The 13407-nt window shown below is 46.5% G+C and carries 13 protein-coding genes; 8 read left to right on the top strand and 5 right to left on the bottom strand.

Translation table 11 applies throughout. The features are described 5' to 3' along the window. Window positions 1-65 precede the first annotated feature (65 nt). From F458_RS0106950 to F458_RS0106980, 7 genes are all read left to right on the top strand, one after another. Window positions 66-866 carry a DUF481 domain-containing protein gene (locus tag F458_RS0106950; RefSeq protein ID WP_018982674.1) on the top strand — a complete coding sequence of 267 codons (801 nt, stop codon included), beginning with the start codon at window positions 66-68 and terminating at the stop codon, window positions 864-866. Window positions 867-1225: 359 nt separating this feature from the next. Then, the gene (gene trhA / locus F458_RS0106955) at window positions 1226-1861 is read left to right on the top strand and encodes a PAQR family membrane homeostasis protein TrhA (protein ID WP_018982675.1); all 636 of its coding nucleotides are present in this window, start codon (window positions 1226-1228) and stop codon (window positions 1859-1861) included. 13 nt (window positions 1862-1874) lie between these two features. After that, a complete protein-coding gene (locus F458_RS0106960; protein WP_040610166.1) occupies window positions 1875-2405 on the top strand; it encodes a protein-tyrosine phosphatase family protein in 531 nt (176 codons plus the stop codon). A 180-nt stretch (window positions 2406-2585) separates the two neighbouring features. After that, window positions 2586-4631 carry a right-handed parallel beta-helix repeat-containing protein gene (locus tag F458_RS19205; protein WP_018982677.1) on the top strand — a complete coding sequence of 682 codons (2046 nt, stop codon included), beginning with the start codon at window positions 2586-2588 and terminating at the stop codon, window positions 4629-4631. A gap of 57 nt (window positions 4632-4688) precedes the next feature. Continuing rightward, window positions 4689-6173, top strand: coding sequence for a lipopolysaccharide biosynthesis protein (locus tag F458_RS0106970; RefSeq protein ID WP_018982678.1), 1485 nt, complete (start codon window positions 4689-4691; stop codon window positions 6171-6173). A gap of 387 nt (window positions 6174-6560) precedes the next feature. Further along, a complete protein-coding gene (gene gntA, locus F458_RS0106975) occupies window positions 6561-7256 on the top strand; it encodes a guanitoxin biosynthesis heme-dependent pre-guanitoxin N-hydroxylase GntA (protein WP_018982679.1) in 696 nt (231 codons plus the stop codon). Beyond that, the gene (locus F458_RS0106980) at window positions 7234-7809 is read left to right on the top strand and encodes a DUF1989 domain-containing protein (protein ID WP_018982680.1); all 576 of its coding nucleotides are present in this window, start codon (window positions 7234-7236) and stop codon (window positions 7807-7809) included. Before gntA ends, F458_RS0106980 begins: the two co-directional genes overlap by 23 nt. Window positions 7810-7852: 43 nt before the next feature. Here the strand turns inward: F458_RS0106980 and F458_RS0106985 are convergent, their stop codons facing one another. The 3 genes from F458_RS0106985 to F458_RS0106995 are packed head-to-tail and all read right to left on the bottom strand — an operon-like array spanning window position 7853 to window position 10377. Then, window positions 7853-8659 carry a polysaccharide pyruvyl transferase family protein gene (locus tag F458_RS0106985; RefSeq protein WP_026294550.1) on the bottom strand — a complete coding sequence of 269 codons (807 nt, stop codon included), beginning with the start codon at window positions 8657-8659 and terminating at the stop codon, window positions 7853-7855. A 33-nt stretch (window positions 8660-8692) separates the two neighbouring features. Continuing rightward, entirely contained in the window at window positions 8693-9499 is an 807-nt protein-coding gene (locus F458_RS0106990) for a Stf0 family sulfotransferase (protein WP_018982682.1), read from the bottom strand. 17 nt (window positions 9500-9516) lie between these two features. Beyond that, window positions 9517-10377, bottom strand: a complete 861-nt coding sequence (locus tag F458_RS0106995; RefSeq protein WP_018982683.1) for a glycosyltransferase family 2 protein — start codon at window positions 10375-10377, stop codon at window positions 9517-9519. A gap of 89 nt (window positions 10378-10466) precedes the next feature. On the opposite strand from F458_RS0106995, the gene F458_RS0107000 reads away from it, so the two are divergent. After that, complete coding sequence (locus tag F458_RS0107000; RefSeq protein ID WP_018982684.1) at window positions 10467-11252, top strand: sulfotransferase family 2 domain-containing protein; 786 nt, start codon at window positions 10467-10469, stop codon at window positions 11250-11252. A gap of 42 nt (window positions 11253-11294) precedes the next feature. On the opposite strand, the gene F458_RS0107005 is transcribed toward F458_RS0107000, so the two are convergent. Then, window positions 11295-12278 carry a glycosyltransferase family protein gene (locus tag F458_RS0107005; RefSeq protein ID WP_018982685.1) on the bottom strand — a complete coding sequence of 328 codons (984 nt, stop codon included), beginning with the start codon at window positions 12276-12278 and terminating at the stop codon, window positions 11295-11297. Then, window positions 12275-13405 carry a glycosyltransferase family 4 protein gene (locus tag F458_RS0107010; protein ID WP_018982686.1) on the bottom strand — a complete coding sequence of 377 codons (1131 nt, stop codon included), beginning with the start codon at window positions 13403-13405 and terminating at the stop codon, window positions 12275-12277. Before F458_RS0107010 ends, F458_RS0107005 begins: the two co-directional genes overlap by 4 nt. Window positions 13406-13407: the final 2 nt, after the last annotated feature.

Genomic DNA, 13407 nt, shown 5'->3' on the forward strand with positions numbered 1-13407 from the left:
ACCTGCCTTTTTGAAAAAGCAGGCGTGAAGGTTCTCCTGCAATCCGCTTCGATAAGGATATTTTTATGCCAGACCTTAGTCCCCACTGTAATACAGTACAGCCTGTGCGGTATCTTGTAGCCGGGTTAATGTGCTGTGGCCTGAGTCAGGCTGCTCATGCAATTGTGCCAATCAATGTAACAATCATACCGCCAGAAGGTATCAGTGGCGAAACCAGTGTGAGTATTAATGGCCAGTCCGGGAATAAGGATGAGCAGGAATATAGTGTAAACGGCTTAGTGCGGTTTAAGAAAAACACCGATTTATTTGTTTTATTAGGTGACTACAGCTACTCAGAAACCAACGATGTCACAGACGAAGATGAACTGTTTTTACATGGCAGATGGGTTCGTCAGGATCAATTTGGAGAGTCAGTCGACTCTGAACTTTTTGTTCAGTATCAGTATGATGACTTTGCCGACATCTCAGGCCGGCGATTGGCTGGTGCCAATGTAAGATGGCGCAATGAAGAAAAAAACTTAACTTCTGAACGCCAGTTTATTGTCGGCACAGGACTGTTTTATGAGTCAGAAACCTCTGAGCAGACGTCGGTAACAGACGACACTATAAGAGCCAATATTTACACCAATCTGGTATATCGGCATACCGGCGATTTTCCGTATGTCGCGTCGGCTTCTACGTATATCCAGCCGGCTGTCGATGACCTGAGTGACCTGCGACTACTGGGTGTGGGCAGTATTAACTTTCCCATCCGCCCCTCTTTGAGCGTAGGATTTGATATTGAGGTGAAACATAACTCAATACCGTTTTCAGACGTGAAAAAGACCGACGTAGATTATGGTGTATCACTGAGCTATGAGTTTTGAAGCAGAGGTAACCCAAAACAATCCCGCGGTAAATCCGTTTTATTTCGTTAGATGAAGCACCAGCTGTCTGTCATTCTACATTGCGTTGGTGACTGGTTTCTCACTTATAGTTTACCAAGAGCATGTAATTTTTTTCTCATGCACTCCCCCCGCCAGCACATGATACAAGAGGAGCGTGCTGCTGCGCCTGTCATCAGGCGGGAGATAGTGATAAAAACCTGGCATATCTGTAGTATCTCCTCAGTTATTCCAGGATGATAAGTATGTGCTCAACCTTGATTTGACACGCGTTCATCGAATTTTGAGGTTGATGCGTATAAGGTTGAGTTTACACGTGTACGCTCAAAAGGTGATTGGTTATGTCGTCAGTACCCTCTGCGGGTTATACTGTTAAAGAAGAATGGATTAACAGTCTGAGTCACGGCGTAGGGCTGGTAGGCGCTATTGCAGGCCTGGTCTTAATGCTGCTGCGGGCAGACAGTGTGTTAGCAGTCACCGTGTCAGTGATATACGGTGTTTCGCTCATCCTCATGTTCTTAAGTTCCACGCTGTATCATGGAATTACCCATCAGCGAACCAAAGGGTGGTTGAAGTTGTTTGATCACAGTGCCATCTATCTGCTCATTGCGGGCACTTATACGCCCTTACTGCTTATTTCTATTGGCGGCTGGCTGGGTATCTCAATGACCATTGTGGTCTGGTCGCTGGCCCTTGGGGGCGTAGCGTTTAAATTGGTCGCTCAGCACCGGTTTCCCCGTATTTCAGTAGCCACTTATCTGTTGCTGGGGTGGATTGCACTAGCGATCATCTACCCGCTATATACAGCATTGCCAGAGCCCGGATTGTGGCTTATCGTCGCCGGTGGACTCTGCTTCAGTATTGGGGTTATCTTCTATGTCGCAAAAAAGGTAAAATATACTCACGCTATCTGGCATCTTTTTGTTATAGCCGGGTGCAGCTGTCACTATCTTTCCATCTATTATTATGTTGTTTAAGGCTATTAGCGATATGAAACAGCCCGAAGAATCTCAGAGCCCTCAACCCGCTAAGGGGTCGCCTCAACATTTTTTGAACTGGTTTCATACGCCGGCGGGCAAAGTTACTTTTGGTCCACGTCCTGACATTGCTTTGCTAGAAGAATTTCATGTACAGGGTGTATCCCATGTTGCGTCATTCCAGACATCTGAAGAGGATGTGCTAACACTTAAACAACAATGCCGGGCGCAAAATATTGAGTGGGTGTGGCTTCCTATTGTGCATTTGCAGGAAAGTAGTCAGGCTGAAATCGCCATGCTTCAACAGTATGTTGCAGAATTACGTCAGATTCTTACCAAAGGCGGTCACATTTATTTGCATTGCGATGAATCCGGGCTTCGTTGCCATTTAATGTTTATCGCTTTGTGTCATCATCTTGGTATGCCCTCAGCTAGCAGTTATTCAGCCCTACACGACCTGTCTGGTGGCGATACGAGCACCCTCTCCCGTCACAATTTTGCCTGGGCGGCCGACCTGGGTGGCTCTGTGCAGTACCAGTTTTAATTTCTTACTTTTTTGTCCCGCCACATTAGCACGCAAATTGCTTTATCAATTCTTTTTGTCACTTATGTACTACTTACATAGTTAGAACAAACACTCGTCTTCCATCAATAGTAATGACCTTGATGGGGACATGTCATTCTATCAAAGCCACTCAAACGTGCACTTCAGAGGACTTTTTCGATGCGCTATGACTTTTCCTTCTCCCGCCTGCTCTTATATTTATCTGTAACCGCATCGCTACTGGGTCCATTCCCGGCCTTTGCCTCATCATCATTTGTTCCCGGCCAGCCCGGAGTGAAGGCGCTTTCCGCTATGAATGAAAGCCCCCTGACCGACGATGAGGTCAGAGTGCTTGTAGAGTCAATGAAGGATGATAAGCAATTCAAGAGAATGCTGCAAAAGCTGAAAGACGAGGAAATCAGCGCTGCAGCACAACTGCTTACTACGCTGCAAAAGGGTTCGTCGCTTTACGAGGCCACCACAACCTTAATCGGCCGTTACCCGGAACAAGCCCGGCAGTTTGTCCGAGCTGCGATGCTGCTATTTCCCATCGATCGCTACCCGCTTTATCACCAGTTACTCCAGGCTAGTCTATTAAGTGACAGCCAGGTGAAGTCCTGGTCATCATCCACCGGGGTTTTAACCACTCCGCTATATCCGGCAGAGGCGTTTGATGAGGCAGGTGTAAATATTGAGCCGTTAATCGAATCACTAAGCATCACTATAACCGGTCAGGATGCGCAGACCACCGCTTCGATTTCTTATCGCCAGGCTGATGGGTCTGATAATACATGGCAGCAAGCCCGTGATCTGCATTGGGAGCCGGTGACGGGAAATCTCACCGGGCCGGTGGTCTATTTGCGCCCTGATACAACATACACTGTTCGTATTGACCTTGATCGCGCCGATGCACCTCGTCAGATTTTAAAGCGACAGGTTACTACCAGAGCATCTGCGCCCCCGATTGATCCGCAGAAAGTTTATCAGTTAGCAGATATCTACAGTGGCGGAACCCTTGATATTGAAGCGCTGGATATTCAGGGAAAGCCAGGAGCCTGGGCGAAAATTGTCGGAAACCCGGAGCTTCCCATTACCGCCGAAGCAGGTGAAAAACATGCTATCGATATGGGAAACAACAGTTATATCTATTTTGAAAACATCACAGTGCGTGGTGGCCGTACGCATAGTGTGTATGCCGAAAAAGCGCATCACATCTGGATTAACCAGTGTGATATTGCTGGCTGGGGCCGGGCACCGAATATTATGAAAGACGGAATAGCGTACGAACTGGAAGATGCGCAACCTATCAATTATGACTCAGCGATTTATCTGCGCCGAAGTGGCGTTATCACAATAGAAAACTGTCATGTTCATGATCCGCGCGCTAAAGCCAACGACTGGCGTTTCGGCCATCCTAAAGGACCAAATGCATTTTTTGCTCATGCGAACCATCCGGATCCAGCCTTTAAAGGTCAGGTGATACTACGTAATAACCGATTTGAAGGGTCTCCGGAGCATCGCTTTAATGACGTTATTGAAGGACGCAAAAACGCAGAGCCATTGGGCGGCTTTGTGCGGGATTCGGCCATTTACAATAATACTTTGAGATACGCCAATGACGACGGTATTGAGATTGATGGTGGCCAGTATAATGTAATGGTGTACAACAACGATATTGGTCACAGTTATACTGGTGTCTCTGCAATCCCTACCCGTGTTGGCCCGGCTTATATTTTCAATAACTATATTCATGACCTGGGGGACCAGACCGGAAAACAATGGGCAGCGATCAAACTGGGCGGCCTGTACACCGGTTCGTTCGGTAAAACCCACGTTTTTCATAATCTGATAACGGTGGGGCGTAATGGCATCGCTGCATCTCGGTTTCAGGACGATGATAGTTTCTATACGCATGCGCAAAATAATATTGTAATCACCCAAAAGGATGCCAATAAAGTTGGCCTGGCCATATTCGACCCTGAGCAGTTCGCAGAAACCCGCTATATCAACAACTTTTTGTTTAACACTAAAAAGGGTGAGCCAAAACTCGAAGGAACCATCACCGTGCCTTATGCGTATCCTTCTGAGGTAAATACCCGCCATGCACAAAAGTGGCTGGATACAGACGGACAGGCGCTGTTTCCCATCGATGATATACATGCAATACCTAACTTTACCCTGACAGGCGCTGACCACGATGGTTGGTTAAATGGGGTGATCAAATAAGTCATCAGGCGGCCTGGTTCAGGCATTTTTTCTTAAACATGGAAAGTAACGCAGTACATGTCATTAAAAGCTAAATCTATCGCGGGTGCATTTTTTAACCTTTCAGCAAATGGCTTTGCACAGATAGTCAATTTCGCTGTCTACGCCATAATGGCCCGAATTCTTGAGGTAGAAGCCTTTGGACTGGTGGCCATTTGCCTGATGGTGGTTGAATTTTGCAACCTGTTTGTCACCGTGGGCATAAGTCAGAACCTGATCCAGCGAAAAACCTGGGACAATCAGTTCGCCAGCCTCTCATTCTGGGTGTTGATTGGCGTATCCTGTGTAATAGCAATACTGATTTTTGCTGTGGCAGTTCCTATCGCCTGGTTTACCTACTCAGAGCTGGCGGCTCAGCTTATCGCTGCACTGGCTATTATTCCGGTAGCCAATGGGTTCCGGCTGGTGCATAAAGCAAAACTTGAACGCAATTTTGAAAACAAAAAGCTAGCCGTGTACGACACGGTTGGTGTGCTCATCGGCGGCATCGTGTCGGTGGTTACTGCACTGGACGGGTATGGGGCCTGGGCAATCATCTTTGGTAAAATAGTTCAGGCGGTGATATCCACCATACTCACGTGCGTGCGCTCCGACTTTCGGCCTGAGAAAGTCGCCGATCGGTCTCATCTGCCTGAAATTATCACGTTTGCCAAGCCGCTTATTGCTATGTCTTTTGTTAATTTCTTCTCGCAAAAGGCCTCTAACATAATCATCGCGTTTTTTCTCGGTGCATCCACATTTGCTTTTGCTTCCGTCGCTCGCCAGGGCTTTTCGGTGATTAATAATCTGACTTTTCAGCCATTGAACCGAATTGCACTGGCCGGACTATCCCGGGTCAGTACAGATAATTTGAATAATACCTTTGGCCGCATGGTGGGTATGACCGCTATATTTGTATCGCCGGTCTATTTTGGTGTGGGCGCGATAGCCCATCCTTTCGTAGAGCTGGTATTTGGCGATAAGTGGACCACCAGCGCTTACCTGCTTTCGATAATGGCTGTTATGGCGCCAACCCAGGTGATGGCATATTATCTGCCCAACTTGCTTATTTCCCGTGGTATGCCACGCCAGGCGTTCAGCCTCAATATGATTAACCTGGTTGTAAATATGGTATTGCCACTGCTTGCGGTGCCGTGGGGACTGTACGGGGTTGTGGTCGCTCTGGTAGTGGCAAATTACATCACATTGTTTTTGAAATTTGCGCTGGTGAAAAAACACTTAGGAATCGGCCTTGTAGATGCACTCCGTCACACCTGGATGTTTTCGGCTGCCGCTATCATAATGTACGCTGTTGTGCTTTGGCTGGAACGGTTTGCCATTTACGGGCTGGAAAATATCTTTCTCAATATTGCAGCGCTCGCTGGCACTGGGGCTGTTATTTACTCTGGCATACTGTTGCTATTCTTCCGGCGTAAGAGCTTTTCGGTAATGGCAGAGCTTAAACGTACGAAAAAACAACCAGTAAAACCTGACCAACCACCCCACACTCCGCGCCCCGAATAGGGGCTTTGGTTCACCGCTTACTACGCTTTACCTGAGCAACTATCATCAGGTAAAGCGTTCACAACCCCCACCTCACTTTTTCAAACATCCTATAAACATTAATTAAATAACGAAAAAATCTCTTATTTTTCAGCGTGATAAAAACCTACAAAAGTAGGCACAAAAGATGCTTAACCAATAGTAATTATAAAAAAATTATCGTTCTGGAGACAGACCATGGAAACTCTTTGTGCACTAGCGTTTGCTTACCAATGTGTGTTGATTCTTCGCCGCACACAATTTGCGGGTATGACAATGAGAGCACCCGCTTGATCGCTCCATGTTGGTATTGAGCAACCTGTCTGTGCAGTGCCCGTGTTTTCATGCAGCAACCACAGAGACCCATTCATGCAAACTTACTTATCTCAGCAGGATGAAAATTTAAAAGCATTTATTGCGCAAAAAGGTTTTCCCTGTGTCGGCGCCAAAACAGCGCTGCATAAAGAACAAATCCATCATCATCATTATGGTTCGCTGGATGACAGCGCCGACAATACCGATATCCTCAGCGACCTGTACGCTTTCATTGAACGGTTTGATATCAGCAAACATATGTTTTCCTCATTTGTATGTACTTTTGAGGGACCATGGCATCATAGCGAACGTCAGTTTGAACGATTATTGTGGGACAAGCTGCAACAGCTCCACGATGTTGATTGTCGTCTTCACGGATGGGACTCACGGGTAAGCCAGAATCCGGAACACGATAATTTCAGTTTCAGTCTCGGAGGCCATGCTTTCTTTATCGTGTGTCTGAATCCGGTGAGCCGCCGTAAAAGCCGTCGCTTCGAGTCTCCAACGATAGTGTTTAATCTTCACCAACAGTTTGACCAGCTCCGTGACGAAGGGAAATTTGTTGAATTTCGCGACCATATTCGCAAACGCGATACACTTTTTAGCGGCTCCGATAATCCAATGTTGGATAACCACGGTAGTGATTCTGAGGCAAAACAATACAGTGGGCGCCAGTTAGAACAAAACTGGCAGTGCCCTTTTCACCCTACCAGGGAGCATGTAAAAGATGGAAAAAATAGCACCACGTAGTGGTACAGCGTTTGAATTGCAAGCCGGTCAAAAACTTAAGGTTATTGACCCGGAAGGCGAACAGGTTGCTGATCTCTACGCTTTTAACAGTGAAAATCATAATGAATATCTGTCGTCAGGCCGCTCTTTAGACTATAACGAAAGCGTTAATTTTGGTCAGGGCGCTAAGTTGTATTCCAACGCGAGTCGGGAGATGTTTGAAATTATCGAAGATACCGTTGAAGATCATGACTTCTTACTGACCCCGTGCAGCAAAGCGACTTTTCGACACTTTTATCCTGATGAAGAACCGGTTCCCGGTTGTCACGGCAATCTCGCCAACGCCTTTTCAGCATATGGTATTCCTGAGCACCTTATAAATACCACCTTCAACACCTTTATGAATGTGGCTATCGATGAATCAGGCAAGCTTTCTGTGTTACCGCCCAAGAGTAAAGCTGGCGATTACACAGTATTTGAAGCAAAGATGGATATGATTGTAGGGCTTACCGCTTGCTCGGCCGGAGAGTCAAACAACTTCAGTTACAAACCTATCTGTTACGAAATTCTCTGATTTGCGTTACCGGCCCGGATAATCTTCTATCCGGGCCCATTCACTACACGCCCCACAAATCAAACGGAAACGCCTGGTAAAGTTTACGGGCAATCGGTGTGAAATCAGGGGGGGTGGGAATATCTATCGTTAGTCCCTCTTTTACTGAGGTAACTTTAGGAATATCCCGACGGCCCGTGCCCTGAAAATAATCTTCATATTTAAACATCGACTCTCCGCTGCCAGAGTCAAAGAAAACAGCGGGAATACCGTAGGCTTCGGCGATAATTACGCCATGCAGGGAGCTGGAAATAACCCGTTTACTGTTAACAATTGATTCGATGAAGCTACCCGGATATTGCATCGGTGTCACCAACGCATCCTTATAGTCGTCGTAATGTGACATATCATCATTCATATGATTAATCACAATGTACGCGTTTGCATCCGATGTCTGCATAAGAGATTTAGGATAAAAATACGGCAACAAAATAGCCGGATCGCCGTAGATCTGTGGTACCTCAATGCCGCGCTTCATCAAATAGTCCCGCGTTAAAGGCCCGCGTACTGCCCGCACATCCAACTTGTCGAAACGATTTACCTTATCGTCCATTTTTTTATTGAGGCCTGTCCCCCAAATAGTGTCATTGGTATTTGCAAAGTGCAGAACCGAACCAACGCTTACCAATTTATTGTCATGGTTAAGTTTATCGGTAATTTTTCTGCCTTTCATGGCGATGATCCGGTTTACCAAATCATACGCCACGTAGTCGCCAATGTTAGGCCGGGGATCTTTTTTCGACTGCCACCAGAATATCAGGGACTTTTCTTTTGCATATTTTTGTTTTTCGGCCCAATTATAAAACATCATTCGTCCTTTGTTCTGTTGACCTTCTAAATACGATTATTTCGCGGTACGGCGGCGAAGCAGACGCTTCTTTACACGTCGTAACGGGCTTTCCCGATTGAACCGCATCAGCTCATCGTTTTGGTTAAATTCACTGATAAAGCGACGGGTCCACTGCTGATTAGTCGTATCACTCTGCTTTTTTGTCACCGGTGCCGACGGTATCCGTTCACTTTCAACAGTAACCTTCATTAGCTGAGCGATACGGGTGATGGCGTGAGCGGTATCGCTCTTTACATCTTCAAATCGTAGATCCATGTAAGCAGCGCCCGAAGCACTGAGTGTGTATTTCCATGAGCTGTTTTCAAACAGGATCCGACGTAACCCATCGTCTATGTCGTCAAACCGATAAACTGGTTGTTGCTGCGCCTGCTGTTTGGAAATCCATGCGCCCGTCTGCCTGGCCACGGCCAGCGATACAGCCTGGGACATCACATCTTCTCGACTGAGAAAGACAAAATGAGGATTGGGAAAAAGGGCTCTCACACTGGCAAAGCCACCGAGTGTCTGTAAGTGGCTATAATGAAGCTTGATACCGAATACACCGTTGGGAGAAGTGCGACGGCGCATAAGTTCACGCATCACTGCATGCGTATCAGTAAGGCCAAATTTTTGTTTCCAGTGGTGCAGATTATTCGTATTGGCATATTCCAGAGGAAAACCAAACGCATCTGTCTGATGCAATGCATGCCCCAACATATGACTGCCTGAGCGCACTGTGGAGGCGATAATAAGGGTTTTTTCAGTAGCAGTTTGTACCGAATAGTCGTGTTCATCAGCGAACTGATCTTCGTAAAGTTCCATTGTCATTCTTAACCGGGCTAAACGCGCTGGCGCAGTTTTTTCAGAGAAACAGCGGTGATATGTTGCAATGTCACGCGCAAACCGGCGCGTTTGACAGATTGCATAATCCACTGTGCTTTTTGTTGCTTAAGCGGTAGATAAACGAGAAGCTGCGCAGCCACGCGTTTTCGATAATTCTCCTCACCTAAAAAAGCTCTGTGCTTATCGGCAGAGCGCAGACGCACAATGGCCTGCTCAGGCGTCATTTTGGCAACTTTGGCGCCTATGCCATCCATGTTCATAAAGCGATACATGAATATTGCTCGGGGAATATTCACCAGTTTGTAGCCTTTTTGCAGCAGTCGGACATACATATCCCAGTCCTGACCATTGGGCAGGGTTTCATCAAAACGCTCTTCAATGGCCAGCGAACGTTTCATACTAAAGCCGCTCATACCGCAGTACTGATTACCGGTCTTGAGAATATCCGGCTCGACATGAGGTGACAGCTGTACAAAAATTTCATCTTCCTTGCCCAGGTTCTGATACCCACTAACAACAGCATCCGCTCCCTCATCATAAGCCTGAAGATGCTCCAGTAGATAATCGGGCATCCAGATATCATCATCATCTAAAAACGCAATGATATCCCCGCGCGCGCTGTCTACACCTACGTTGCGGGCTTTATTAGCGCCTGACGAGGTCGCCAATGGTTTATAGATAAAGTTGTCATGATGGCTGAATTCTTCAATAACCTGGTCATATGGCACTGAAGATGCATCATTGACCACAATAACTTCCAGCGGTTTAACAATTTGAGCATAAACGCCATCCAGCGCTTCTTTCAATTCATCCGGTCGATTAAACGTCGTAATGACAACACTGACGGTATGGCTCATAAATTCCCTGCGAAAAGTTAAGAAAAAGCATCGTTGCCTGAGGAGATGTCAGAAGCATTTCCATAAGTGATTTTTTAGGAGCAAGAATCGTGCAAGAAATTTTAAAGCAACAGTCACGCAAATATTTATCGCGATACCCCAGAATTTTTTTCTGTCATGTCCCCAAGTGTGCCGGCGTCTCTTTATCCAAAGCTATTTATGCATCTGTATATCCCAGTGTTCTCAAAGCCACTAAGTTTACGGCCCACATTGACTTAAAAAGCAGCCGGTCGAACGCGGAATTATTGGGTATTGATATGATGACTGCCAGGGAGTGCCAGCTCGTCTCGCACCTGGAGACGCCAGGAATGTTATACACTAACGGTCATTGTATTGCCCGGCCGGACGTAGTAAGCAAATACTCCCCACACTGGCACTTTCTTACCATTTTGCGTGATCCGGTAGACCGCTTTATTTCAGAGTTTGTGTATAACAGATATAAAGAATCTGAGTGGTTAAAGCATAATGATGATATCGACAGTTATATCGATTCGCCGAAGGGCATCAGTGCCGGTGTAACCTATGCCCGCTATTTTTCAGGCATAACCGACAGCGATGCTATTCTTGCAGATCCTGAGACCGCGGTGGAAGCTGCTGTTGCAAATTTAAGACGGTTTGCAGTGGCCGGTACCCTTGACGATATGCCAGGCTGGATCGCTCAGTTTAATCAACGTTTTAAAACCAAAATCAATATTGATAGCAAAAATAAAAGCCCCAACCAGCATGCCTTTAGTGATATTACTAACGACGCTGCCATCATGACAAAAATTCGCCAGCGGTGTGAAGCAGATAGCCAGATTTATCAGCAGCTCAAGGCCAGCAACGCAGCCGCATAAGAAAAACAGCGCAAAAAGTGAAAAACACGATTTGCGCGTTCCCTACAAAACCTTCTGCCAGGACAATAACACTTCCCGCTCACCATAACGTTGCATGGCCTGATTAATGACCTGCTCACTGTCTGTATAGTTAAGTTCAGAAAGCTGTTCTTGCAGGTTATCTGCGTTCAACACATGAACAAAGTTGAATTCTTTCGATTTGGCGCGGCCAAATGCAGAATCAAAACACAATACATTAGCTCCCAGACTCAGTGCCATATAAAATGTGCCGGAAGAAATCATGGCCCCGTCTTCGTGGGGAATAATGACGAAGCGGCTATCCGCGACTGCGCTTTCCAGCGCGTCCTGTTCAATAAACGCGTTTTGCCAGCTTACCGCAAGGCCGCGACGCGCTATAATTTCGTGCAGTAAACGGGTGTGGTCAGCATCTGCACATTTGCCCATTATCTTTAAAGGTTGCATTTCTGGCCAGGCGTTAAGTAATGCATCAAGCCGTTTGTAGGGCTTGATAACACCAAAATACAGAAATTCTGTGTTACGTGGATGACTGGCCGAGTCCTCTTTGAATTCTTGTAATGCAATATCTGACTTATACAACGGATGCCTGACGGTCTGTGTGCTTATCGCCGTAACCCGCTCCAGCGTCACTATTTCGTGTGATATTTTATGCATCAGCCAGATGATCAGCCGGTACAACCTATTTGTTTTTTGCAGATTATGCGGCTTGAAATTGTGCCGTAGCCAGATTATCCGATAACTAAAAAGACGCATCGCCAGCAGACTCAGCAGAAAACCGATAATAAACAAGATGCGCCGAATACCCGAAAGTCCTTGTCTGAAAGGCTGGTCTTCATACCAGTTCAGCAGTACAGAATTTTTTTCCCGTTTCTTAAAATTATTTAGCGAATACAATTCTTTAAGCGGTAATATTGAAAATCCCTGTCGGCTCAGCACGCTCTTGGTGCGCTCTATGAATCCGTTACTGTGCGTAAATGGGTAAAGATAGACCCTGCGGGTACTTTTCATTGATTTGCCCTGCGCGCTGAGCCAGTAGCAGAACCGGCTGATGATTTGATTATTTGCGCTGCTTCAACCGCGATATTATCCCAGTTGAAGGTTTCCAAAAAACGCGCTTTGTCGATTTGCAGATTAAGCGCAGACAGTTCGGTGAGTTTTTCTGCCAGTGCATCGGTATTGCCTACCTCAAAATAACAATCATCGGGCAGCCCGATATCCGCATTTGGCGTAATATCACTTAAAATCACCTGTGTACCGGCGGCAATAGCTTCCAAAGCGACAATCGGTAATCCTTCATGATAGGAAGGCAGACAAAATACCCGGGCAAATTTATACAGAGCATGCAGTTCATCGCCGCTTCTGCGCCCTGCAATCATAATATTCTCTGATGCCTGATTAATTAGCGCGCGGGAATAATCGTCTTCATGATCGGCACTGCCTACAATAACCAGCTTCAGTTCTGACTGACTTTTTCGGTAAGCCTCAGCCAAATCGTGAAAGCCTTTTTCCGGCACCAGGCGGCCTACTGTAAGAATGAACCCGCCAGGCTTGATATCCAGATCTCCGGGTAGTTTGTCAGCGCCCAGAGACGCATCAACATCAGTTAACGCGCCATTGGGGACGTAACAAATTTTCGCGGCCTGTGCGGGGTGCTCATTCTGCAAACGGGTTGTCAGCGACTGACCTACTACAATAATTTTATTCGCGAATTTGATACCGAGAGTTTCACCCAGCTTTAATAATGTTTTCGCGAAGCTGTTCCACTTTTGTCGATCGTAATCTGCGCCGTGATGAGTCACTACCACTTTCATACCCAGCAGTCTGGCCAGCGGTGCAAAAAGCGCCGGGCCGATAGCATGTATATGCAATACATCCGGGCGAACCACAATGCGTGCATAAATGATCGCCAGAAAGGTGTGCAAAAATGTCTCAAAAAATTTATGTTTCAGCGTCCATACTGAACGCAGCCTGACCCCTTTGTAATTGCGGACATGTTTATCGACGTAAGGCGAGCGGCAGATCACAGTAATATCTATGTCAGCTTCAGCCATGCGCGGATAAAGTTGCTGACAATGCGACTCTATTCCACCCATTACATTGGGAATACCGCGCAATCCTACAGCACAAAGCTTCATAT

The sequence above is a fragment of the Salinimonas chungwhensis DSM 16280 genome, assembly GCF_000378185.1.
In the GTDB taxonomy this organism is placed as follows: Bacteria; Pseudomonadota; Gammaproteobacteria; order Enterobacterales; family Alteromonadaceae; genus Alteromonas; species Alteromonas chungwhensis.

Bases quoted from the DNA above. Each gene is read 5' to 3' on its own strand.
- F458_RS0106950 (WP_018982674.1), top strand. From the start codon at position 66: ATGCCAGACCTTAGTCCCCACTGTAATACAGTACAGCCTGTGCGGTAT.
- trhA (WP_018982675.1), top strand. From the start codon at position 1,226: ATGTCGTCAGTACCCTCTGCGGGTTATACTGTTAAAGAAGAATGGATT.
- F458_RS0106960 (WP_040610166.1), top strand. From the start codon at position 1,875: ATGAAACAGCCCGAAGAATCTCAGAGCCCTCAACCCGCTAAGGGGTCG.
- F458_RS19205 (WP_018982677.1), top strand. From the start codon at position 2,586: ATGCGCTATGACTTTTCCTTCTCCCGCCTGCTCTTATATTTATCTGTA.
- F458_RS0106970 (WP_018982678.1), top strand. From the start codon at position 4,689: ATGTCATTAAAAGCTAAATCTATCGCGGGTGCATTTTTTAACCTTTCA.
- gntA (WP_018982679.1), top strand. From the start codon at position 6,561: ATGCAAACTTACTTATCTCAGCAGGATGAAAATTTAAAAGCATTTATT.
- F458_RS0106980 (WP_018982680.1), top strand. From the start codon at position 7,234: ATGGAAAAAATAGCACCACGTAGTGGTACAGCGTTTGAATTGCAAGCC.
- F458_RS0106985 (WP_026294550.1), bottom strand. From the start codon at position 8,659: ATGATGTTTTATAATTGGGCCGAAAAACAAAAATATGCAAAAGAAAAG.
- F458_RS0106990 (WP_018982682.1), bottom strand. From the start codon at position 9,499: ATGGAACTTTACGAAGATCAGTTCGCTGATGAACACGACTATTCGGTA.
- F458_RS0106995 (WP_018982683.1), bottom strand. From the start codon at position 10,377: ATGAGCCATACCGTCAGTGTTGTCATTACGACGTTTAATCGACCGGAT.
- F458_RS0107005 (WP_018982685.1), bottom strand. From the start codon at position 12,278: ATGAAAAGTACCCGCAGGGTCTATCTTTACCCATTTACGCACAGTAAC.
- F458_RS0107010 (WP_018982686.1), bottom strand. From the start codon at position 13,405: ATGAAGCTTTGTGCTGTAGGATTGCGCGGTATTCCCAATGTAATGGGT.